Origin of the sequence: Amycolatopsis sp. NPDC058340 (genome assembly GCF_042723975.1) — a bacterium.
Lineage (GTDB): Bacteria > Actinomycetota > Actinomycetes > Mycobacteriales > Pseudonocardiaceae > Amycolatopsis.
Map to the genome: position 1 here is coordinate 88980 of NZ_JBHXIB010000012.1, position 25228 is coordinate 114207.

The following is a 25228-nucleotide window of genomic DNA, read 5'->3' on the forward strand; positions in this document are numbered from 1 at the left end:
TTCTCGATTAATCCGGCATTACGCCGGACAGCCGATCACGAAGGACGGATGATGGCCCGAATCCCCACCCTCTCCGCCGTGCGCGGGCGCCTGAAGACCGCCGGCCTGCTGGCGTCCACCCTGGTACTGGCCGCCTCGCTCACCGCGTGCGGAGGAGGCGGCGAGTCGGCTACCCCGGCCGCGCAGAACTCCGCCGGCTCCGCGGTCGACGCGAACGCGTTCCCGACCACCATCGAGCACAAGTACGGCAGCACCACCATCACCCAGGAGCCCAAGCGCGTCGTCACGGTCGGCCTGACCGAACAGGACGCGCTGCTCGCCCTCGGCGTGGTCCCGGTGGGGGTCACCGAGTGGCTCGGCAAGTTCCCCGGCACGATCGGCCCGTGGGCGACCGACAAACTCGGCGGCGCCGCGCTGCCCGAGGTCCTCAAGGACGTCGACGGGCCGCAGTACGAGAAGATCGCCGCGCTCAAGCCGGATCTGATCATCGCGCTGTACTCCGGGCTCACCAAGGAGCAGTACGACAAGCTGAGCCAGATCGGTGTCCCGGTCGTCGCGCAGCCCAAGGAGTACAACGACTACGGCATCCCGTGGAACGAGGCGACCAAGAAGGTCGGCCAGGCCGTCGGGCGCGCCACCAAGGCGAACGAACTGGTCAAGGCCGTCGAGGACAAGTTCGCCCAGGCCCGCAAGGATCACCCGGAGTTCGCGGGCAAGTCGGCGCTGATGGCGTCGACCTACGAGGGCTACTTCGTCTACGGCAGCCAGGACGGCCGCTCGCACATCCTCGAATCGCTCGGCTTCAAGCTCCCCGCCGACCTCGACGCCGTCATCGGCGACAAGTTCGGCAAGAGCCTCAGCGCGGAACGCACCGACCTGCTCGACCGCGACGCGCTCGTCTGGCTCATCGACACCCCGGCCAAGGCGCAGGAGATCCTCGGCAAGGACGCGCTCTACACCGGCCTCAAGGTGGCGAAGGAGAAGCGCGAGGTCTTCATCGAGAACGAAGGCAACTACGGCAGCGCGGTCTCCTTCGTGACCGTGCTGAGCCTGCCGTACGTGATCGACCGGATCGTCCCGCAGCTGGCCGCGGCGGTCGACGGTGACCCGAAGACCGAGGTCAAGCCGGCTAGCTGAGCCACGACGATTTGCGCGTGAAGGCCCCCTTCCCTCCGCTGAGCCGAGGGAAGGGGGCCTTCACGCGCTGGTGGCAACGTCCGGCGGCTGGGCCACCTCGGGTCCGGGACTCGACGATGGCGGAATCGGGACACTCGACTCCACGCTTGACCGCTCTTGCTTCACATTCGCGGTCTTCACTCACGATCCGGCGCGCCGGATCGGTACTTTCGCGTGCCTGAGCGGACGGCACGCGTGTTCAGACGGACGACACGCTTCACGGGCGCCGCGAGCCGTCCGGGCGATCACACGTGTCGTCCACTCGAACACGTGTGTCGTCCCTCCAGTCACGCGACTTCCTTGGCTCCAACCGTCCTCACCACTCACGAGGCCAGGAGTTGTGCAGCGGAACGGTGATCTGCTTCAGCCAGGTCTTCGTGGTGAAGTCGCGGGCCTTGATCACCACCGAGCCGGGCGAGACCTCGACCTGCAGTCCCTGGTTGAACGCGCCGCCGAGGGACACCTCCCCGCCCTTGCCGTCGTCCGTCCACCCGGTCTGGACGGCCGCGGTGTTGACCACGGTGAAGCCTTCGAGGTTGCCGGTACCCGGGACCACCCGGCGGACCACCCAGTCCGACAGGTTGAGATCCCAGTGCGTGTGCCCGGAGAACAGGAACACGTCCCGGTGACGGCCGAGGATCGACAGCAGCCTGTCGGCCTGCAGGTAATCGGACCGGTAGAGCTTGTTGTGCGTACCGGAAACCGTGTTGGGCAACGGATGATGGGTCAGCACCATCACCGGGCTGCGCCGGATCGACCAGTACCGGAGCCGCTGCTCCAGCCAGGTGAACTGGCGATCGCTCAGCCAGACCTCGTCCCACAGCTTGGGGTCGTGGTACTTCGCGTACCGCTCGGTCCCGAGGCAGAGCACCGGAACCCCGCCGAACGACGTCTCGCTGTAGACGGTGTTGCGGCCCGCGAACCGGTAGAAGCTGCGGAACAGCGAGTCCTCGGTCGTCCCGTTGGGCCAAGTCTCCTGGGCGAGAGTCTCGGGATCCCTCCACTTCGGGACGTAGAACTCGTGATTGCCGATGGCCCACGCGACTTCGCGCGGATGCGGGTGCTTGTCGAACGTCGAGCGGAGCTGGGCGTACTCGAAGTCGTAGCCGCGCGGCGTGAGATCACCCGCGATACCGAGGCCCGCACTGCCCGGGTTGATCGCGTGCAGGTCGTCGAGCGCCTTGCCGAAGTCGGTGAGATCGCCCTGGATGTCACTGAGGACGTTGAACCGGACGACCGGCCGGTGCGGGCCCCGTTTCTCCTGTGCCTCGGCCTGTCCCGGCAGCATCGCCGCCCCCGCCGCCGCACCGCCGGCGGCCACCATGAACGCTCTTCGATCCATAACCCGAACGCTACTCATGTTTTATGGCCGGATTCGGTCGCGCTTCTGAACAACGCAAGTCCGTGAAGGCCTCCTTGAGGGACCATGGAACACCGAACTCGCGTGATTGGAGACGGAACACGCGTGTTTGGAAGCCGAACACCGACATCCGCCTCCAGACACGCGTGATCCGCCTCCAATCACGCGTGATCGGCGAAACCGGAGGCCTTCACGGAACGAAGCGGGTCAGGACTCCATGGCCTTGACGAGCGAAGCGGGCCGGAGGTCGGTCCAGTTGGTCTCGACGTACTCGAGGCACTCCGGACGCGAGGCCGGGCCGAACTTCGTGGTCCAGCCCGCCGGGACCTCGACGAACTCGGGCCACAGGCTGTGCTGCCCTTCGTCGTTGACGAGCACCAGGTACGTGCCGTCGGGGTTCTCGAACGGGTTCGTCATTCCTTGTTCTCCTTCTCTGCGGCCGGTGAATCAGCCCGGCGGATGAGCGCGTCCAGCGCGAGGAACCAGCCTTCCGCGAGTTCCCGCACCGAGTCTTCGGTGAGCACGGCCTCCGGCCACGACCAGTGTGCGGCCAGTTCGGGACCGCCGGGGCGGTCCTCGGCCAGGACGTTGACCGTCAGCGCGTGCGAGACCGGCATCCCGTCGTCGGCGCAGAGTTCGGCAGCCTCGGCCTCCGGGGCGTACGACCAGTCGGTCGCTTCGGGGACGCCGATCCGGCCAAGGTAGTTGAACTCGATCTGCGGCTTCGCGGACCTCGCGAGTTCAGGCCCGGTACGGGGGTCGAGATAGCGGAGCACTCCGTGCCCGATACCGCCGTCCGGCAATCCGTCGAGGTGAGACTGGACCCGCTTCAGCGCTTCGACGGCGGCTGCTCCGCCCGCGAAGGCGTCGTCCAGGTCGACGTCGCCCGGGTCCAGGCACACCGGCACGACGCTGGTGAACCAGCCGACCGTGCGCGAAAGGTCCGCCCCGGCGGCCAGTTCCTCCTCGCGGCCGTGCCCCTCGACGTCGACCAGCACCGCCTGTCCCCGCCTCCACCTGGCGACGGCGAGGGCGAGGCCGGTGAGCAGGACGTCGTTGATCGTCGCCCGGAACGCCGACGGTACCTGGGAAAGCAGCGGGGCGGTCCGCTCGGCCGGCAGCGTCAGAGACACCTTCCGCACGGTCGACTGCACGTCCCGAGCGGGGTCGAGCGGCCGGTCCAGCGGGATCGGATCCCCACCGGCCAGCACCGACTTCCATCGGTCCAGCTCACCCGAACGGTCCTGTGTGGACAGAACCTGCGCCCATCGCCGGAACGAAGTGTCCACAGAGGACAAGGTCGGCGTCTCGCCGCGTTCGACCGATTCCCAGGCGGAAGCGAGGTCGGGCAGCAGGATCCGCCACGAGACGCCGTCGACGGCCAGGTGATGGATCATCAGCAGCAGCCGTCCAGGCTCAGACGAGCCCGCGTCGAACCACGTCGCGCTCAGCATCACACCGTCGTCCGGTTTCAGCCTGGCGCGGGCCGGCTTCGCGTGCCGCTCGATCAGCGCGAACAGATCACCGTCCTCGGCCTCGACACGCTCGACGAGCACCTCCGCGGACTCCGCGACCCGCAGCGCCCAGCCGTCGGCCGACCGGTCGAGCCGAGCCCGCAGCATGTCGTGCCTCGCCACGAGTGCGTCGAGCACGGTCTTCAGCTGCTCACCGGTCATTCCAGCGGGCGTCCGCACCAGCGCGGCCTGGTGGTAACCGTCGATCGGTCCGCCGAGTTCGCGGAGCGCGTGCATGATCGGCGTGAGCGCGACCGTGCCGTCGTCCTCGATCCGTTTTGCGACCTCCGCCAGCGCCGCGACCGTCCGGCCCGCGAACACGTCGTGAGGCGTGATCTTCAGCCCGGCCGCGCGTGCGCGGCCGACCAGCCGCATCGCGACGATGCTGTCCCCGCCGAGGGCGAAGAAGTCGTCGTCGGCACCCAGCTCCGGCACGTCGAGCACTTCCGCGAAGAGCGCGCACAAGGTCTTTTCCAGCGCGGTCTCGGGCGCGCGGCCACCGGCGAGTTCCGAGTAGTCCGGCGCCGGCAGCGCCTTGCGATCCAGCTTGCCGTTCGACAGCGTGGGAAGCGCGTCGAGGGTGACGAACGCCGCCGGGACCATGTAGTCCGGCAACGTCTCGGCCGCGAACCGCCGCAACTCGTCCCGATCCACAGTGGACACCACGTACGCCACGAGTTGCTTGACCCGAGGCCGGTCCTCACGCACCAGGACGACGGCTTGAGCGACGTCGCCGTGGCGTTCGAGCACGGCTTCGATCTCACCGGGCTCGACCCGGAACCCGCGGATCTTCGCCTGGTCGTCGGCGCGCCCGCCGAAGTCGAGGCGTCCGTCCGCGGTCCAGCGGGCGAGGTCTCCGGTGCGGTACATCCTGGCTCCCGCCGGGCCGAACGGATCCGCCACGAACCGCTCCGACGTCAGCGCCGTCCGCCCGAGGTAACCGCGGGCGAGCCCGGCACCGGCGAGGTACAGCTCACCGGTGACCCCGGGCGGCACCGGCCGCAGCGCCGCGTCCAGCACGTAGGCCCTGGTGTTCGCGACCGGCCTGCCGACCAGCGGTTTGTCGCTGTCGCCGATCCGCGCGACCAGGGCGTCCACTGTGGACTCGGTCGGCCCGTACAGGTTGAAGGCCTCGGTACCGTCCAAAGTGGCCAGACGGCGCCACAGACTCTCGGGTACCGCCTCACCGCCGACACCGATCACCGCGAGGGGGCACCGGTCGCCGTCGAGCAGGCCCGCGTCCGCCATCTGCGCGAAGAAGGACGGCGTGACCTCGATGAAGTCGAAGTCCTCCCGTTCGATCATCGCGGCCAGCAGCTCGGGGTCGCGCCGCGTCTCCTCGTCCACGATGTGCACGGCGTGCCCGTCGAGCAGCCACAGCTGGGGTTGCCAGGAGGCGTCGAAGGAGAACGACCACGCGTGCCCCACCCGCAGATGCGGTTTGCCGGTCGCTTCGACCGCGGGCCGGTGCAAGGTGGCGCGGTGGCTGTGGAACAGGTTCACCACACCGCGATGCGGGACGACGACGCCCTTGGGCGTGCCGGTCGAGCCCGACGTGTAGATCACGTACGCCGGATGCTCCGGGACGAGCGGGCGGACGCGGTCCCGGTCGGTCAGGTCGTGCGCCTGCCGGTCCTCGGTGACGAGCGCGCAGAGCGCCAGTGTCTCGATCTCCGTCCGGGGCAACGACTCCAGGAGCTCGGGCTCGGCCAGGATCACCTTCGGCCGCGCGTCGGCGAGCATCGCGGCCAGCCGCTCGGCCGGGTAGTCCGGGTCGAGCGGCAGGTACGCCGCCCCCGCCTTGTGCACCGCGAGGATCGCCAGCAGCACGTCGGCCGAACGCGGCAACGCCAAGGCGACGAAGTCCTCCGGGCCCACACCGTGCGCGACCAGCGCCCTGGCCAGCCGGTTGGCACGCTCGTTGAGTTCGGTGAAGGTCAAGGAGACCGCACCGGACACCACCGCCGTCGCGCCGGGCGAACGCCGCACCTGACCCTCGAACAGACCGGCCACAGTGGACGGTTCGACGGCGAGCGCCGTCCCGTTCCACTCGCGCACGATCAGGTCCAGGTCGGCCTCGCCCAGGATGTCGACCCGGCCGACGGGCGAGTCCACATCGGACACCATGGCCGCGAGCACGCGCTCCATCGCCGGGAGAAGCCGTTCCGGCAGCCCGGCTTCGAACAGGTCGGAGCGGTACTCCGCGGTGAGTTTCAGCCGTGCTCCCGGCTCCACGGCCCAGGTGAGCGGATAGTGCGTGGAGTCGTCGTGACGCACGATCTCCCCGCGCAACCCGGCACCCGTCTCGTCCTCGTCCGCGCCCGGGTAGCTCTCGAACACCATCAGCGTGTCGAACAGCTCCCCCAGCCCGGCGCCGCGCTGGATGTCGGCGAGCCCGGAGTGCTGGTGCGCGAGCAATCCGGACTGCTCGTCCTGGACCCGGTCGAGCAGGTCGCCCAGCTTTTCGGCCGGGTCGAGCGCGATCCGCACCGGGATGGTGTTGATGAACAGGCCGATCATCCGCTCGACCCCGGCCAGTTCGGGCGGGCGCCCGGCGACCGTCGCGCCGAAGACGACGTCCGAACGGCCGGTCAGCCTGCCGAGCACGATGCTCCACGCGGTCTGGACCAGCGTGTTCAGCGTCAGGCCGCGTGAACGGGCGACCCCGGTCAGCGCCTCGGTCGCCTGCTCCGGCAGCTCCAGCGACAGCCGCTCCGGCAGGGCCGGGACGCGCTGCGGGTCGTGCGGGACGAGATGGGTCGGCTCGGTCAGGCCGTCGAGCGCCTGCCGCCACGCGGACTCCGCGGCTTCCTGATCCTGCTCGCCGAGCCAGGCGAGATGGTCGCGATAGTCCCGCGCGGGCGTCGGGTCGGCTCCGGCGTAGAGCTGGGACAGCTCCGCGAACAGCTGCGGCACCGACCAGCCGTCGAGCAGCACGTGCTGGTGGGTGAACACCAGCCGGTGCCGTCCGTCCGGCAGGGCGAGCAGCAGGAAACGCAGCACCGGCGCGGCCGCCGGATCGAAGCGGCGCCTGTCGTGGGCCATCTCCGCTTCGACGGCGTCCGGCGAAGCGACGAAACGCCAGGGAACCGTGACCGAACGCGCCACCAGCGCGACCGGACGGCCGGACGCGAGGTAGCGGTAGCCGGTCCGCAGGACGGCGTGCCGGTCGACGAGTGCCTGAGCGGCGTCGCGCAACCGAGCGGGATCGAGCGGCCCTTCGAGATCGAAGGACACCTGGACGGTGTAGACGTCGGGTCCGTCCCCGTCCATCGTCGCGTGGAAGAGCAACCCGGCCTGCAACGGCGTCAGCGGCCACACCTCGGCCGTGTCCGGTGCGACGTCGAGGATCTCCGCACGCTCGCTCTCGTCGAGCTCCACCAACGGTTTCCCGCTCTCGGGCGCGGGTGCGTCGAGCCGCACGGCACTGACCTCGGCCAAGGCAGCGACGGTCCTGTGCCGGAAGACGTCACGCGGGCTCAGCAGCAGCCCCGCCCGCCGCACGCGGCCGACGAGCTGCATCGCGACGATACTGTCCCCGCCGAGGCGGAAGAAGTCGTCGTGGACACCGACCTTCTCCAGCCCGAGCACTTCCGCGACGAGCGACGCGAGCAGTTCCTCGCGAGGGGTGCGCGGGGCGGCGTCGGTGACCTCGCCGGAGAAGTCCGGCGCGGGCAGCGCCTTGCGGTCGAGCTTTCCGTTGGGTGTCAACGGGTACGCGTCCAGCACAACGAATGCGGACGGCACCATGTACTCCGGCAGCGTGGCCTCCGCGAGCCGCCGGGCCTCCTCGATGTCGGCTTCCCCGGTCAGGTACGCGACGAGCCTGCCCTCCCGCAGGACCACCCGCGCGGAGAGCACCGACTCGATCTCGCCCAGCTCGATCCGGAAGCCGCGCAGTTTGACCTGGTCGTCTGCGCGGCCGAGATAGTCGAGCGCGCCGTCGGCCCGCCACCGCGCGAGGTCGCCGGTGCGGTACATCCGCTCCCCCGCGGCGAACGGGTTCGCCACGAACCGCTCCGCGGTGAGCCCGGCCCGGCCGAGGTAGCCACGCGCGAGCTGCTTGCCCGCCAGGTACAGCTCGCCCGCCACACCCGGTGGCACCGGACGGAGCCGGGAGTCGAGCACGTGCGCCTGGGTGTTCCACACCGGACGTCCGATGGGGACGGTGTTATCGACGACCTCCCAGGAGGTCACGTCCACCGAAGCCTCTGTCGGCCCGTAGAGGTTGTGCAGCGGGACGGTCACGCGAGCGGCCAGCTCCGGCGACAGCGCCTCGCCGCTGCACAGGACGCGGCGGACGCCGTGCCACTCCGGCTCTTCGGCGAGGAACGCTTCCAGCATCGACGGGACGAAGTGCAGGGTCGTGATCCGCTGGTCCCGGATCAGCGCTTCGAGATACGCCGGATCGCGGTGCCCGTCCGGTTTGGCGACCACCAGCGTGGCGCCGGCGATCAGCGGCCAGAAGAACTCCCACACCGACACATCGAAACTCGACGGCGTCTTCTGCAGCACCCGATCGTCGGCCGTCAAACCGTACTCGTCCTGCATCCACAGCAACCGGTTCACGATGCCCTCATGCGGCACCACGACACCCTTCGGACGCCCCGTCGAACCTGACGTGTAGATCACGTACGCCGGGGACGTGGGATCCACGGTCCGTCGCAGGCCCTCGCCGGAGTAGCCGTCCAGCACCGGCAGCTCGTCGAGAACGACCGCCGGAGCGGCGTCTTCGAGCATGAACGCGAGGCGATCCGCCGGGTAGTCCGTGTCGAGCGGCAGGTAAGCGCCACCGGCCTTGTGCACGGCATACAACGCGACCACGAGATCGATCGACCGCGGCAACGACACCGCCACCACCGACTCCGCGCCCACACCCTGGTCGACCAGCCACCGCGCGAGCCGATTCACCCGAGCATCGAACTCGGCATACGACAGCTGGACGTCCTCGAACACCACAGCGGGCGCATCCGGCGTCCGAGCCACCTGCGCCTCGAACAACTCCGGCAGGGTGCTCGATCGGACGTCGTGCGAGGTGTCGTTCCACTGTCCGAGCAGCGTGCGCTCGTCCTCGCCGAGGACGTCGAGGTCGCCGACCGGGATCGCGGGATCGGCGGCCACCTGCTCCAGGACGGTCACCAGCCGCCGCGCGAACGACTCGGCGGTGGCGTGGTCGAACAGGTCGGCGCTGTATTCGATCGCGCCCGAGATCCCGTCGCCGTTCTCCAGGAAACCGAATTCGAGGTCGAACTTGGCGACGCCCTGCGCGAAGTCCTCTTGCTCCGCGCGAAGTCCGGGCAGCTTCAGCCCGTCTTCGGCTTCGGGCAGGTACACCACCATGACCTGGAACAGCGGGTGCCTGGCCAGCGAACGTTCCGGGTTGACCGCGTCGACCAGGCGCTCGAACGGCAGCTCCTGGTGCTCGAAGGCGGCCAGGTCGGTCGCGCGCACCCGCGAGAGCAGTTCGCCGAACGCCGGATCGCCGGACAGGTCGGTGCGCAGCACGAGCGAGTTCACGAAGAAGCCGATCAGCGGCTCCAGCCGCTCGTCGACACGGCCGGAACTCGGGGCGCCGAGCGGGATGTCGTCCCCGGCACCGAGCCGGTGCAGCAGCGCCGCGACCGCCGCCTGCACCAGCATGAACATGCTGACGTCGTGCCGCCGGGCCACCGAGCGCAGCCGCCCGGTGAGCGCGGCGTCGATCGGGAAGGTGACGAGACCACCGCGATGGCTCGACTCGGCCGGACGCCGCCGGTCCGCGGGCAGGGGCAGTTCGTCGGGCAGGCCCGCCAGCGCTTCCCGCCAGAACCCGAGGTGCCCGGAGGCCGTGGAGTCGAGCAGTTCGCGTTGCCACAGGGCGTAGTCGGCGTATTGGACCGCCAGATCCGTCCACTGTGGAGGGTGTCCGGCGAGACGCGCCTCGTACGCGGTGGCGAGGTCGGCCATGAGCGGTCCCTGCGACCACTCGTCCGTCGCCACGTGGTGGATCACCAGCAGCAGGACGTGTTCGGCCGGTGACACGGCGAAGACCGTGGCCCGGATCGGGAGTTCCTCGTCGAGGGCGAAGCCGCGACCGGCCTCGGCGGTCAGCTGTGCCTGGAGGTCGTTCGCTTCCTCGAAACGGATCTCCGGACGCGCGTCGGTCAAGATGCGCTGCGACGCGACGCCGCCTTCTTCGACGAACACCGTCCGGAGCGGTTCGTGCCGCTCGACGAGGTCGCCGATCGCCGCACGCAACGCGTCCACGTCCAGCTCGCCGTGCAGCCGCCAGGCGAGCGGGATGTTGTAGGTGGGCGTGACTCCTTCGAGCCGGTACAGGAACCACAGTCGTTGCTGCGCGGGCGAAAGCGGCAGCAGATCCGGCCGGTGCCCGGCGCTCAGGACCGGCTGGGCCGACGGTTCGGCGAGCCGTTCGGCCAGCGCCGCGACGGTGGGGGCGTCGAAGACGTCGCGGACGGTCACGGTGGCGCCCAGGCTCGCCGAGATCCGGCTGACCAGGCGCATCACGAGGAGCGAATGGCCGCCGAGGGCGAAGAAGCCGTCGTCGATGCCGACCCGCTCGACGCCGAGCACGTCGGCGAACAACGCGCACAGGGCCTCTTCCCGCGGGTTGCGCGGTTCACGGCCTTCCGCGGCCGCGAACTCGGGTGCGGGCAGGGCCTTGCGGTCGAGCTTGCCGTTCGGGGTCAGCGGGATCTCGTCGAGCACGACGAACGCCGACGGCACCATGTGCTCGGGCAGCTTCTCCGCCACCGCTTCCCGCAGCCCGTCGGCGGAACCGACGACGTACGCGACCAGCCGGTCTTCACGGGCGACGACCACCGCGCGCGCGACGGAGCCGGACGCGGTGAGCGCCGCCTCGACCTCGCCGAGTTCGACCCGGAAGCCGCGGATCTTGACCTGGTCGTCCACCCGGCCAAGGAACTCCAGCACGCCGTCGTCTGACCAGCGCGCGAGGTCCCCGGTGCGGTACATCCGCTCCCCCGGGCCGCCGAACGGGTCCGCGACGAACCGCTCCGCGGTCAGCCCGGGCCGGGCCAGGTACCCGCGAGCGAGCTGCACACCCGCGAGGTAAAGCTCACCGGGAACACCCGGCGGGACCGGGTTCAGCCGCGCGTCCAGCACATACGTCCGGGTATTCCACACCGGACGTCCGATCGGGACGGACGGCGTCGTCTCGGCGCCGGCCCGCCATGCGGTGACGTCGACTGACGCTTCGGTCGGGCCGTAGAGGTTGAACAGCGGGACGTCCACGCGGGCCGCCAGTTCCGACGGCAACGCCTCGCCACTGCAAATCACGCGCCGCAAACCGGTGCAGTCTGCCGTCTCCAGGAAAAGCGCGAGCATCGACGGTACGAAGTGGACAGTGGTGATCCCGGCGGTGCGGATCAGTTCGGCGAGATAGGCCGGGTCCTTGTGTCCCTCGGGTTTGGCGACCACCAGCGTCGCTCCCGTGATCAACGGCCAGAAGAACTCCCACACCGACACGTCGAAACTCGACGGCGTCTTCTGCAACACCCGGTCATCGGCCGCCAGACCGTATTCGTCCTGCATCCACAGTAGACGGTTCACGATGCCCGCATGCGGCACGACGACACCCTTGGGACGCCCCGTCGAACCTGACGTGTAGATGACGTACGCCGGAGACGACGGGTCGACGATCCGCCCCAGGCTTTCGCCCGAGTAGCCGTCGAGAACGGGCAGCTCGTCGAGAACGACGGCGGGGGCGGCGTCTTCGAGCATGAACGCGACGCGATCCGCCGGGTAGTCACGATCGACCGGAAGGTAGGCGCCACCGGCCTTGTGCACCGCGTACAACGCGACGACCAGATCGATCGACCGCGGCAACGACACCGCCACGACCGACTCCGCACCCACACCCTGATCGACCAACCACCGCGCCAGCTGATTCGCCCGAGCATCGAACTCGGCATACGACAGCTGGACGTCCTCGAACACCACAGCGGGCGCATCCGGCGTCCGCCCCACCTGCGCCTCGAACAACTCCGGCAGGGTCGCGGCCGGGACTTCCCGGGCCGTGCGGTTCCATTCCGTGACCCGTGCGAGTTCGTCACCGACTAGGACATCGAGTGCGGCGACCGGCCGGTCCGGTTCCGCGGTGACCTGCTCCAGCAAGGACGTGAGCCGGTCCAGCAAGCGCACGGCCGTCGTCTCGCCCGCGAGGTCTTCGGCGTACTCCAGCATCAGCGTGGCGGTGGTGCCGTCGTCGACCATCGTGAAGTGCAGATCGAACTTCGCCATGCCGGTGTCCATCTCGAACCACTCGGCGGGCAGCCCGAGCACGTCGTGCGCGTCGCTCTGCCGGTGGTAGCCCACCATCACCTGGAACAGCGGGTTGCGTCCCGGCACCCGGGGCGGGTTCAGCCGCTCGACCACGCTTTCGAACGGCAGGTCGCCGTGCGAGAAGGCGGCCAGGTCTGCCTCGCGCACCCGGTCGAGCAGGGCGGCGAACGTCGGCTCACCGGAGAGATCGGTCCGCAGCACCAGGGTGTTCACGAAGAACCCGACGAGGTCGTCGAGCGCCGCGTCGGTCCGTCCGGCGATCGGGGCGCCCAGCGGGATGTCGTCCCCGGCGCCGGTCCGGTGCAGCAGCGTGGCCACCGCTGCCTGGAGCACCATGAACGGGCTCGCTCCCGCCTTCGCCGCCAGTTCGCGCACCGCGGCCGAAAGTTCCTCGGAGAGCGGGGATTTCACCTTCCCGCCCCTGCCCGTCGGCTGGAGCGGACGGGGGCGGTCCAGCGGCAAGGTCAGCTCGTCCGGCGCGCCGCGCAGCGCATCGGCCCAGAAGGCGACCTGCGCCGCACCGTGCTGGTCGAGGAAGTCCTTCTGCCACAACGCGAAATCGGCGTACTGCACCGGGAGGTCCGTCCACACGGGACTGTCACCGGCGAGCCGCGCCCGATAGGCCGACGTCAGGTCGCCGAGGAACGGCCGGTCGGACCATTCGTCGGTCGCGCTGTGGTGCAGGACCAGCGAGATCACCTGGTCGCCTTCGCCGAGGCGCAGCACCCGCAGCCGGACCGGGATCTCCCGCGCCAGGTCGAACGGTGCCCGCGAGAGCTCGGCGATCCGGGCATCCAGCCCGGCCTCGTCGCAGTCCTCGACCGCGAACGGGAGCTCCGGCGCGTCGAGAACGCGCTGGTAGGGCTCCCCGTCGTGCTCGTCGAAGACGGACCGCAGGACTTCGTGCCTGCCGAGCACGTCGCCGAACGCGGCCCGCAGCGCTTCGAGGTCCAGATCGCCGCGCAGGCGGATGGTCAGCGGGAAGTTGTAGGCGACCGCGTTCGCTTCCATCCGGTCGACGAGCCAGAGACTGCGCTGAGCCGCCGAAAGCGGGATGCGATCGGGCCGCTCGGCGCGGACCACGGCAGGCCGTGCCGGTTCGCCGCCGCCCGCGCGAGCGGCCAGCTCGGCGACCGTCGGCGCTTCGAACAGGTCACGGATGGCCAGTTCGGCGCCGAGTTCGGTGCGGGCCCGGCTGATGAGCCGGGTGGCGAGCAGGGAATGGCCGCCGAGGTCGAAGAAGTTGTCCTCGACGCCGACCCCCTCCACGCCGAGGACCTCGCCGAAGAGCGCGCACAGCTTCTCCTCCTCGGCGGTCTCGGCCGGACGGCTTTCGGCGAGCCGCACCGTCTGCTCGGCGTCCGGGAGCGCGCGGGTGTTGAGCTTGCCGTTGTCGGTCAACGGCAGGGCGCCGAGCGTGACGAACGCGGCCGGGACCATGTAGTCCGGCAGTTCCGTCTTGAGCCGCTCCCGCAGGCGTTGCACCAGTTCACCGCCGCCGCGGGCCGCCGTCGGGCTCGTCGCGTACTTGGCCAGGCTCGTGCCCACCGAAACCGGCTGATGCACACCGGTGACCAGCGCGTCCGTCTGTCCCTCGTGGACGAACACGGCCTCGAACGCGCCGTCGGCCGACCAGGTGCAATACACCCGGAAGCCGAGCCGCTCGCCGAGTTCGTGCACGTCTTCGGGCTCGACCCCGGCCGGAGCGCGGAACAGGTCCAGGACGTCGATGAGCGGCGCACCCGCGTCCAGCGCGCGGGTCGCCTCGACCTCGGGCGCCTGCCGCGCGTCCGGGATCCGGCTCACCCGCAGCGTTTCCGCACCGGTGAGGCGGTCCTCCAACGCCGCAAGGGAGCCCACTTCTTCCCAGGACAACCGCGGCGCCTGCGTGACCGAGAAGGTCTCGGCGGGCTCTTTCACCAGGACCGCGTCGTAGCGGTACCGGCTCAGCTCGTTGTGCAGCCGTGCCCGTTTGATCCGGACCTGCGCGGCGACGTCCGGGAGCCGCCGCGCGAGCGCGGTGAAGTAGTCCGGGTCGATCAGCAGTTCCTTCTCCAGCGCGGCACCGCGTTCGATCGCGCGGCGTACCTGGGCGACGTCGGAGGTGGCGTCGGCGCGGGTGAGCTGGATCGCGGTGTGGAAGGCGCGGGCGAGCCGCAGGTTCCGGACGTCACCGACGAACAGCGCACCGCCGGGCGCGAGCAGCCCGATCGCCTTGGTGACGACGTCGGTCAGGTAGTCGACGCTCGGGAAGTACTGGATGACGGAGTTGATCACGATCGTGTCGAACCGGCCGTCGGGCAGGCCGTCGAACACGTGCGCCGGCTGGGCGCGCAGGTTCACCTTGGCCGCCAGCGCCGGATCCTGTTCCAGCTCGCGGTTCAGCTTCGCGATCACCGGCGCGGCGAGATCGGTGCCCCAGTACTCCTGGGCGAGCGGCGCGATCTGCCCCATGAGCAGACCGGTGCCGACCCCGATCTCCAGCACCCGTTCCGGCCTGAGTTCGGCGATCCGGTCGACGGTCGCGCTCCGCCATTCCCGCATGTGCTCCAGCGGGATCGGGTCGCCGTCGTAGCTGGAGTCCCAGCCCGCGAAGTCCTCGGTGAACAACGCCGTCGGGATCTCGGAGTATTCGTCCGAGTAGATCTGCTGCCATTCGCCGACCTGGTCGGCTTCCGCTTCGGCGCGCGCGTCCCCGCTCAGTTCGGCCGGGACGACGTAGCCGATGAGCCGCTGCAGACCGGGCGCCGACGGGTCCGGCCGCGCGATGACGGCGGCCTGCGCGACCTCCGGGTACCGGCTGAGCGCGGTCTCGATCTCGCCGAGTTCGACGCGGTAGCCGCGGATCTTGACCTGGTCGTCGGTGCGGCCGAGGAAGTCGAGATTGCCGTCCGGACGGCGGCGCACCAGGTCACCGGTGCGGTACATCCGCCCGCCCCCGGGCACGAACGGGTCGGCGACGAACCGTTCGGCGGTCAGCCCGGGACGGCCCAGGTAACCGCGCGCCAGGCCTTCACCCGCGATGTACAGCTCGCCCGCGACACCGTCGCGGACCGGCCGGAGCCAGGCGTCGACGATGTAGGCGCGGGTGTTCCAGATCGGCTTGCCCACGGTCGGGGTGTCGCTGTCGGTCGTGCCGCCGCCGAGCGTGTTGATCGTGTACTCGGTGGGGCCGTACAGGTTGTAGCCGTACGTGCCGTCGGTGTCCCGCAGCCGGTTCCACACCGACTCCGACACCGCCTCGCCGCCGAGCAGGACCAGTGCGGGCCGGTGCCCCTCCAGCAGCCCTTCCTCGATCAGCAGGTGCGCGTACGTCGGCGTCACGTTGACGACGTCGACCTCGTGCTCGTCGCAGTACGCCACGAGCGCCCGCGCGTCCCGGCGCAGTTCCTCGTCGCAGACGTGGACCTCGTGCCCCTCCACAAGCCACAGCAGCTCTTCCCAGGACATGTCGAAGGCGAACGACACGGTGTGCGCGATCCGCAGCCGCCGCCCGCCCGCCGACGCGATGGCCGGGGCGAAGATGGCGCCCTGGTGGTTGAGCTGCATGTTCGTCAGGCCGCGGTACGGCGTGACGACGCCCTTGGGTTTACCCGTCGAGCCCGAGGTGTAGATGACGTACGCCGGGTGTTCCATGCGGTCCGCGCGGCTGCGCGCGAACAGCGGGCGTTCGGCGTCGGAGATCGGGCCGCCGCCGAACGCCCTGTCTTCGTGGTCGTCGACGAGCACCCGGGGCGTGGCAGCGGGCAGCGTCGCCGAAACGTCCTTTGTGGACACCAGGCAGAGTGGCCGGGCGTCTTCCAGCATCACCGCGAGCCGTTCGACCGGGTAGTCGAGTTCCAGCGGCAGATACGCCGCACCGGTCCGCAGGACGGCGAACAGCGCGACGACCATGTCGATCGACCGCGGCAGACCGAGGGCGATCACCTGTTCCGGCGCCGCCCCCTTCGCCAGCAGCAGCCGGGCCATCCGGTTGATCCGCGCGTCGAGTTCGGCGTAGGTCAGGTGTTCTTCGCCGAACACCAGTGCCGTCTCGCCGGGAGTCCGCTCCGCCTGGACGGCCAGCAGATCCGCGATCGTGTCCTCGATGACCGGGTGTTCGGCCTCGGCCCAGCCCGCCTCCAGCGCGGCACGGTCCTCAGTGGACACCGTGGCCAGCGCGGCGACCGGTTTCGCCGGATCGTCGACGATCTGCTCGACCAGTGACGTGAACCGGTCGAGCACGGACGCCGCCTCGGTGTCGTCGATGACGTCGTCCCGGTAGGACAGCGTGACCCGAATGTCCTCGCCCGGCGTGACCACCAGCGTCAGCGGGTAGTGCGTGGCGTCGATGTTCAGCAGGTCGGTGATGCCGTGCCGGTGGCGGAGACCGTCGCGCCGTTCGTCACCGTCGGCGTTGCGCAGCACGAAAAGCGTGTCGAAGAGGACCCGGTGCCCGGCCTCGCGTTGCAGGACCCCGAGGCTCATGAACTCGTACGGGGTCAGGTCCATCCGCTCGGACTGCAGGCGCCGCACCAGGTCCAGCACGGATTCGGCCGCGTCGAGCCGCACCCGCGTGGGCACGGTGTTGAGGAACAGGCCGATGGTGTTCTCGATCTCGGGCACGGCGGCCGGCCTGCCCGCGACCGCGGCGCCGAACACGACGTCCTGCCGTCCGGTCATGGTCGACAGGACCAGCCCCCAGGCGGCGTTGAGCACGGAGTTCACCGTGAGACCGTGCCTGCGGGCCTGCTCGCGCAGCCCGCGGCTCAGGCCGGAGGGCAGCACGGTGTCCAGGTTGACCGGGGTCGCCGGGGCAAGGTCACGGCCTTCGGGCCCGACCACGGTCGGTTCGGCGAGGCCGGAAAGCGCCTCACGCCACGCGTTCGTGGCGGCCTCGATGTCCTGCCGGTCCAGCCAGCGCAGGAAGTCCACATAGGACCCGGCCGCGGGCAGCGTCCGGTCGTCGCCGCCGAGGTCGTACAGCGCGAACAGCTGCTCGATGAACAGCCAGGCGGACCAGCCGTCCCAGAGCAGCAGATGCCGGTTCAGCACCACGCGGTCGCGTCCGTTCCCGAGCCGCACCAGGTTCAGCCGGAACAGCGGCGGGGCGCCGAGGTCGAACCGCGTCGCCCGGTCCTGCGCCATGAGTTCTTCGAGCCGTTCACGTTGCTCGGCTTCGGGCAGCGCCGAAAGGTCCACTTCGGACACCGGCGGCTCGACCTCGGCCGCCACGAACTGCACCGGACCGCGCAGCCCCTCGCTGGTGAAACCGGCGCCGAGGCTCGGGATCCGCCGCAGCAGCGCGGCCACCGCCGCCCGCAGGCGAGCGGCGTCCAGGCGGTGATCGAAGTCGATCGCCTCCTGGATCGTGTAGATGTCGACCCGGTCGGAGTTGTAGCTGGAGTGGAAGAACAGGCCTTCCTGCAGTGGCGACAACGGCCAGACGTCGGCGACCGGCACCGGGCTGGACCGCTCGACGCGGGCGATCTCCTCCTGCGTCAGCGAGACCAGTTCGAGGTCGGAAGGCGTGAGCCCCACCGGCGCGTTCGTGTCCACGGCCGCGAGATCGGCCAGAGCGGCGGCCCACCGTTCGGCGAGCGCTCCGCCCCCCGCGAACGTGGCCGTCAGCCGCGGCCCGTCCCCGGTCTCCTCGCAGGCGACCCCGATCCGCACGCCATGGTCGCCGGATGGCGGCACGGCGGCGTACCCGGCGACCTGCCAGTCCCCCTGCCCGGCCGGGATTCGGCCGTCGTACCGCAGGGCGATCGGCGGCTTCGCGAGCCCGGCGAGCAGTGGCCCGGTCTGGGGGTTGAGGTACCGCAGCGGGCCGTAGCCCTCGGGCGTCTTCCGGACGGTTTCCTTGACGGCCTTGAGCATCGCGAGCGGCTCGCCGGACGCGGTGATCCGCACCGGGCGGACCGAGGTCAGCGCGCCGATCGTGGCCGACGGGTCGACCCGGCCGTGCAGATCGACGAGGAGCTCACCGCCGACGGCGATCTTCAGCGCGGTCAGAAGCACGTCGGTCACGTCGCCGTGCACGGCGGACGGCAGCGCCCCGGCGAGGGTCCGGGTGTCCTCGACGGACAGGGTGATCCGGCGTTCAGTGACATCGCCACCGTCGACCTCGAAGGAGACCGGCGCCAGCGTCCCGGCCCAGTGCTCGATCTCGCCGAGCAGCGCGGGATCCTGTGCCGCGTCGGTGATCCGGCGGGCGATGGTCCGCAACGACGTCCGCGCGGGGGTGAACACCGGCGGGCGGCCCTCGGTCACGGCCTGCCAGGCGATCGCGAGATCGGCGGACAGCTCCGTCAGGCTCCGCGCGTCCAGCAGGACCGGATGCGCGACCAGCAGCAGCCTGCCGGGATCATCGAACAGGACGGCCTGCAACAGATTGTCCGGCAACCGGCTGGCGGCGGCCCGGCGTTCGTCTTCGAGAGATCCGGTCGCGTGCCGAAGCAGGTCCGCGGCCTGGACAGTCCCTTGTGGACGGACTTCGAGCGACCACAGCACCGAGGCGACGCGAGACAGCCGGAGCCGCAGGCCGTCGTGGTGGTCGAGCACGAGCTGCAGGGCCGCGGCGAGCGTCTCGACGTCGGCCCCGGCGGGCACGGTCAGCAGCACGGACACCGGCTGCACCGCGTCGCCCAGCTCACGCAGCCGGAGAACTTCCGGCAGCAGGGGGACGGCCCCGATGCCGTCGGTGTCGGCCACCGGCTCGGCCGGTGTGGCGGACGCGGCGAGCGCGGCCGGGGTCCGGAGTTCGAAGACGTCCTTGGGGCTCAGCTCGAATCCGGCCCGCCGGGCCCGGCTCGACACGGCGATCGACGAGATGCTGTCGCCGCCCAGCAGGAAGAAGTCGCCGTCGGCGCCGACGGTCTCCAGGCCGAGGACGTCGGCGAAGATCCGCGCGAGCGCGCGCTCCCGATCGTTCACCGGCGTGGCTTCGGTACGCCCGGTCTCTGGTGCGGGCAGGGCCCGGACGTCGAGCTTTCCGCTGGGGGTCAAGGGGAATTCGTCGAGGACGACGAACGCCTGCGGCACCATCGGCGCGGGCAGTGCCTCGCCGAGTGCGGTCCGCAGGCTCTCCGGATCCGCGCTCCCGGCGACGTAGCCGACGAGCGCGCCGTCCTTCGCCACGACCGTCGCGGCCGTGACCTCCGGCTGCGCGACGAGGACGGCTTCGATCTCGCCGAGCTCGATCCGGTTGCCGCGGATCTTCACCTGCCGGTCGGTGCGGCCGAGGTACTCGATCTCGCCGTCGGCGCGGCGGCGCACCAGGTCACCGGTGCGGTACAGCCGCTGCCCGGGTTCGCCGAACGGGTCGGCGACAAAACGTTCGGAGGTCAGGCCGGGCCGTCCGTGGTAACCGCGGGCCAGCTGGACACCGGCGAGGTACAGCTCGCCCGCCACGCCGTCGGGCACCGGGCGAAGGCAGCCGTCGAGGACGTGCAGCCGCGTGTTCCACACCGGACGTCCGATGGGGACGGTGGTGCCGTCGTCGCCGGTGCTGGCGAAGAAGGTCACGTCCACGGCCGCCTCGGTGGGGCCGTAGAGGTTGTGCAGCGGGACACCGGTGAGCGAGCGCCACCGCGCGGCGGTCTCGCCGGGCAGCGCCTCACCGCTGGAGAACACCTGACGCAGCGATCCGAGATCGCCGGTCGCCTCGTCGCTGCCGAGGAAGGCGGCGAGCATGGACGGGACGAAGTGCAGGGTGGTGATCCGGCGATCCCGGATCACGCGCGCGAGATAGGCGGGATCGCGATGGCCGTCCGGTTCGGCCAGCACCACCGTGGCGCCTTCGCACAGCGCCCAGAAGAACTCCCACACGGACACGTCGAAACTCGACGGTGTCTTCTGCAGCACGCGGTCCGCGGCCGTGAGCCGGTATTCGTGCTGCATCCACGCGAGCCGGTTGACGATCGCGCGATGCGTGACGGCCACACCCTTCGGCCGCCCGGTCGATCCGGAGGTGTAGATCAAGTAGGCGGTGTTGTCCGGCCCGGCGGCCGCGCCCTCGACGTCGTCCACGGGCTCGCCGGCCACGGGGACCTGGGTCAGTCCGGCGACATCCGGGATCCGCGCGGCCGTCCCGGGTTCGGAGAGCACGAGACGCGCGCCGGAATCGGCCAGCATGTATTCGAGCCGGTCGGCCGGATAGTCGAGGTCGATCGGCAGGTAGGCGGCCCCGGACTTCAGGACACCCAGCAGGGCGACCATCAGCTCGGCCGACCGCGGCACGGCGACGGCCACGATCTCTTCGGGACCGGCGCCGAGGGAACGCAGCCTGCGGGCCAGGCTCTCCGCGCGGGCGTCGAGGTCCGCATAGGACAGTTCGGTGTCCTTGAACAACACCGCTGTCGCGGACGGGGTCTTGGCGACCTGCTCGGCGAACGCCTCGGCCAGCGTGCGCTCCGGCACGGGATGCGCGGTCGCGTTGAGTTCGGCGAGGCGGCCGCGTTCGGCGGGCGACAAGAGGTCGAGCGCGGCGACCGGCAGGCCGGGGTTCGCGGTCAGCGTCTCCAGCAGCCGGGCGAAGCGCTCCGCGAGCTGCCCGGCCGCCACCGCGTCGATCCTCGCGGCGTCGAATTTGAGGCTGAACGTCAGGTCCTCACCCGGTGTCGCGATCACCGCGACCGGGAAGTGCACCGCGTCGGTGACTTCGACGCCGGTGAGGCGGAGAGTTCCGGACGCGCGCTCGTCGTCGCGCGGGAAGTTCTCGACGACGACAAGCGTGTCGAACAGTTCTTCCTGCCCCGCGCCCGCGAGACGCTGCAGTTCACCGAGGCCGAGATGCTGGTGGTCCAGCAGGGCCGCCTGCTCGTCCTGCAGCCGTCGCAGAACAGCGGCGACGGTCTCGGACCCCGACCAGCGCAGCCGCACCGGCACCGTGTTGATGTAGAGGCCGACCGCCGATTCGAGGCCGGCTGCGCCGGTGTCACGGCCGGAGACCGTGCTCCCGAACAGCACGTCGTCCCGGCCGGTCAGCCCGCCGAGCAGGAGGCCCCAAGCGCCGTGCAGGACGGTGCCGAGGGTGAGCCCGTGCTCGCGGGCCATCGCGGACAACGCCGTCGTCGCCTGTTCGCCCAGGCTCAAGTGCAGCCGCGAGGGCCGTCTCGCCACCCCGGCTCGTTCGTCGATCAGCCGGGTTGGTTCGTCCACTCCGGACAGTGCTGCCCGCCATGCCTCGCGTGAGACCTCGTGATCGCGCGACGCGAGCCGCCGAAGGTGGTCGGTCCGGGTGCCCGCTTCCGGAAGTACGGGTGCTCCCCCGTACGCCGCCAGCAGTTCACGGAGCAGCACCACGACCGACCAGCCGTCGGCGATGATGTGATGGAACGTGAGCGCCAGCTTGGCGCGATCCTCGCCGAGCCGGGTGAAGGTCGCCCGCAGCAGCGGCGGCCGCGCGAAGTCGAACCGGCGCGCGCGGTCGGCCTCGAAGGCCGCCTCGGCGTCTTCGGCGGTCACCTCACGCCAAGGAAGCTCGGCGTGGCGTGCCACCGTCTGGACGACCCGGCCGCCGTCGAGCTGCCGGAAACCGGACCGCAGCGACGAATACCGGTCCAGCAGCGCCTGCGCCGACCGGCGCAACGCCTCGGCGTCGACGTCGCCTTCGAGATCCAGCACCTCCTGGACCGTGTAGATGTCGGCTGCCGGGCCGCCTTCGAACTCCGCGTGGAAGAAGAACCCTTCCTGCAACGGTGTCACGGGCAGGACTTCGGCGTATTCGGCGAGCGACGCACGTTCGGCGTCGGTCAGCTCCAGCAGCGGTCGCTCGTCCACAGTGGACTCGGTGCGCACTGCTCCCGCGCAGACGGCCAGGGCTTCGGGAGTGCGGTGCTGGAACACCTGGCGCGGGGTGATGGCGAGACCGTGTTCCGCAGCGCCCAGCACCAGCCGGATGGAGAGGATGCTGTCGCCGCCGAGGGAGAAGAAGTCGTCGTCCGCACCGAACGTGGCCAGGCCGAGAACCCGCGCGGCGACGTCGCACAGGACCCGTTCCCGCTCCGTGGCCGGCGCGCGGCCGGTGGCGGCGGCGCCGAAATCGGGCAGGGGCAACGCGGTGCGGTCCAGTTTGCCGTTCGGCATGATCGGCAGCCGGTCGAGTTCGACGAAGGCCGACGGCACCATGTAGTGCGGCAACGCCGATTCCGCGTGGGCACGCAGTTCTGTCAGCAACGCCGGTGATCCGCCGTCGCTCGGGACGACGTACGCCACCAGACGCCGGTCCCCCGGCTTGACCTCACGCGGCACGACGGCGATCCGCTCGACCCCGGCGTACGCGGCAAGCGCGGATTCGACCTCCCCCGGTTCGATCCGGAACCCGCGGATCTTCACCTGGTGATCGGTACGGCCGAGGAAGTCGAGGTTCCCGTCCGCACGCCAGCGGACCCGGTCACCGGTGCGGTACATCCGCGCGCCACCACCGGCGAACGGGTCGGCGACGAACCGTTCCGCCGACAACCCCGGACGCCCCGCGTAACCCCGCGCGAGACCCCGGCCGCCGACGTACAGCTCCCCTTCGACGCCGACGGGAACCGGCCGCAGCGCGGTGTCCAGGACATAGCAGCGGGTATTCGGATCCGGGACGCCGATCGGGATCGGCCCCCTCCAGCCCGGCTCCGCCGCCCACAGCGTCGAGTTCACCGTCGCCTCGGTCAGCCCGTACGCGGCGACGACCTTCAGGTCTTCGGCCCAGCGCGCGATGAGTTCCGGCGGGACGGTCTCGGTGCCGACGATCAGCACCGCGCCCTTCGGCAGCTCGCAGTCCGCCGGGAGGGCCGCGACCAGCGACGGCGGCAGGATCATGTGGGTCGCCGCGTTGGCGGCGATGTAGCCGGTCAGCTCGACGCCCGCCACGCGTCGGTGCGACGGGACCACGATCAATGTCCCGCCGACGCACAGCGACATGACCAGATCCCAGACCGTCACGTCGAACCCGGTGGAGGCGAACTGCACCACCCGGCTGTCCTCGCCGATGCCGATCCGCTCGGTGGCCGTGCTGATCAGGCTGCCGATCCCGTCGTGGGACAGGACAACGCCCTTCGGCTTCCCCGTCGAGCCCGAGGTGTAGATGACATACGCGGCCTGACTCAGCGCGATCCCGCTCACGTCCACAGTGGACGGATCGAGCTCCGCGAGTTCGGCGGTGATCGCGGGGTCGTCGAGCAGGATCCGCTCGACGTCCACACCGGACGGAAGCTGGGCCGCTTCCTCCACAGTGGACACCACGATCCCCGCGCCCGCGTGCGCGAGCATGTACGCGAGACGGTCCTCGGGGTGGTCCAGGTCGAGCGGGAGATACGCGGCCCCGGCCTTCATCACACCGAGCAGGGAGACCACGAGGTCGGCCGAACGCGGCATCGCCACGCCGACCACGTCCTCGTCACCGACCCCGCGTCGCCGCAGCAGCCGCGCGAGCCGGTTGGCCGCGGCGTCGACCTCGGCGTAGGTCATCCGGACGTCTTCGCAGACGACGGCCTCGGCATCCGGCTTCCGCGCCACGACCTCGGCGAACGCCTCGGGCCAGGACACCTCGGGCGACTCCGCGACGGCGGTCCCGAGCTCCAGTACCCGGGTCCGCTCGTCTCCCGAAAGCAGGTCGACGGCGGCCAGCGGCAGGTCCGGGCCTTCCAGCAGGGCGTCCAGTACGGCGGCGAAGCGACGGCGATGGTCGGCGAGTTCGTCGTCGGAAGAGACGGCCTCGTCGGCGTCGAAGTCGAAGCGGAGGCCCCGGCCCTCGCCGGCGTCGTACACGGCGATGGCGACGTCGCTGATCGGCCCGAGTTCGAGGTTGCGCACCGTCGCGCTCGCGTCGCCGAACGCGAGTTCGCCGTCCACGGCCATGTAGTTCACGCTCAGCCCGACGAGTTCGTGCACCCCGCCGCTCGCGCCGAGCTCGCGGGCCAGGTCCTCCCCGCGGTACCGGCTGTGCTCCAGCAGCGCGGAGACCTTCTCCGCGACCTGCGCGACGAGTCGCGACGGCGTCGTTTCGGGCCGCACGGTCAGCCGGAGCGGCAGGACGTTGGAGACCATGCCCGGCTGTTCACGCAGGGCGCGGGTGGGGCGAGCGGTGACCGGGAGGCCGAGGACGAGGTCTTCGGCGCCGGTCACGCGGTGGGCGTACGCCGCCACGGCGGCGATCGCGACCCGGGACAGCCTCGTTCCCGCGTCCAGCGCGAACTTCCGCAGGCGGCCCGCCTCCGCCGCGGACAGTGCCCACGAATGCCGCCGGAGCCGGACCCGGCCCGCCGACGCGTGTCCGAGCAACCGCACCGGGTTCGGCCTGCCCGCGAGTTCTCCGAGCCAGTAGCCGCGATCGGCTTCCCCGTCGTAGCCGGGTTCGGCCAAGCCCGAGAGCGGCCAGGAGACCTCCTCGGCGGTCCCCGAATAGAGGGCCGCCGCGCGGCGGGTCAGGACGGCCTGCCCGTGCGCGTCCATCACCAGATGGTGGTAACGCTGGAACCAGCGGACCCGGTCCCCGTCCAGGATCAGCAGCGTATGCGCGGTCAGCGGCCCCCGGGCGGGGTCGGTCACGACGGCGAGCTCGGCCCGCGCCCACTCGTCGGCGGCCCGCCCGGGATCCGGCTCGCCGCTGAAATCGAGAACGGCGACCTCGCCGGGGGCGACCGGACGCTGGACCGGCGTGTCGCCGTCCAGCGCGACCGTGACGTGCAGGCATTCCGCTTCCGTGACCGCCCGCCGGACGGCGTCGCCCAGCCGGGTGAGGTCGATGTCGCCACGAAGCTCCACGATCCAGCCGATCGTGTACACCGGATCGGCCGGGTCGAGCTGCTGGGCGAGCCAGATCCCCTGCTGTGCCGGGGTCAGGGGAATGCCGCGGTTCATCGGGTTGCCTCCACCGTTCAGAAAGCGCTTGGGATCCGTCCGGGCC

At 70.6% G+C, this 25228-nt stretch carries 4 protein-coding genes; 1 reads left to right on the plus strand and 3 read right to left on the minus strand.

Annotated features, from left to right (window positions below; genetic code table 11):
- Nucleotides 1-51: 51 nt before the first annotated feature.
- Nucleotides 52-1137: an iron-siderophore ABC transporter substrate-binding protein gene (locus tag ACFWIW_RS16920; RefSeq protein ID WP_240598811.1), complete on the plus strand. Its 1086-nt coding sequence runs from the start codon at nt 52-54 to the stop codon at nt 1135-1137.
- Between the two features lie 355 nt (nt 1138-1492).
- Here the strand turns inward: ACFWIW_RS16920 and ACFWIW_RS16925 are convergent, their stop codons facing one another.
- From ACFWIW_RS16925 to ACFWIW_RS16935, 3 genes are all read right to left on the minus strand, one after another.
- On the minus strand, nt 1493-2518 hold the full coding sequence (locus ACFWIW_RS16925) for a metallophosphoesterase family protein (RefSeq protein WP_378369295.1): 1026 nt from the start codon (nt 2516-2518) through the stop codon (nt 1493-1495).
- A gap of 225 nt (nt 2519-2743) precedes the next feature.
- Nucleotides 2744-2953 carry an MbtH family protein gene (locus ACFWIW_RS16930; protein WP_007029404.1) on the minus strand — a complete coding sequence of 70 codons (210 nt, stop codon included), beginning with the start codon at nt 2951-2953 and terminating at the stop codon, nt 2744-2746.
- On the minus strand, nt 2950-25182 hold the full coding sequence (locus ACFWIW_RS16935) for a non-ribosomal peptide synthase/polyketide synthase (RefSeq protein ID WP_378369296.1): 22233 nt from the start codon (nt 25180-25182) through the stop codon (nt 2950-2952). Before ACFWIW_RS16935 ends, ACFWIW_RS16930 begins: the two co-directional genes overlap by 4 nt.
- Between the last annotated feature and the right edge of the window lie 46 nt (nt 25183-25228).

Bases quoted from the DNA above. Each gene is read 5' to 3' on its own strand.
- ACFWIW_RS16935 (WP_378369296.1), bottom strand. From the start codon at position 25,182: ATGAACCGCGGCATTCCCCTGACCCCGGCACAGCAGGGGATCTGGCTC.
- ACFWIW_RS16925 (WP_378369295.1), bottom strand. From the start codon at position 2,518: ATGGATCGAAGAGCGTTCATGGTGGCCGCCGGCGGTGCGGCGGCGGGG.
- ACFWIW_RS16920 (WP_240598811.1), top strand. From the start codon at position 52: ATGGCCCGAATCCCCACCCTCTCCGCCGTGCGCGGGCGCCTGAAGACC.
- ACFWIW_RS16930 (WP_007029404.1), bottom strand. From the start codon at position 2,953: ATGACGAACCCGTTCGAGAACCCCGACGGCACGTACCTGGTGCTCGTC.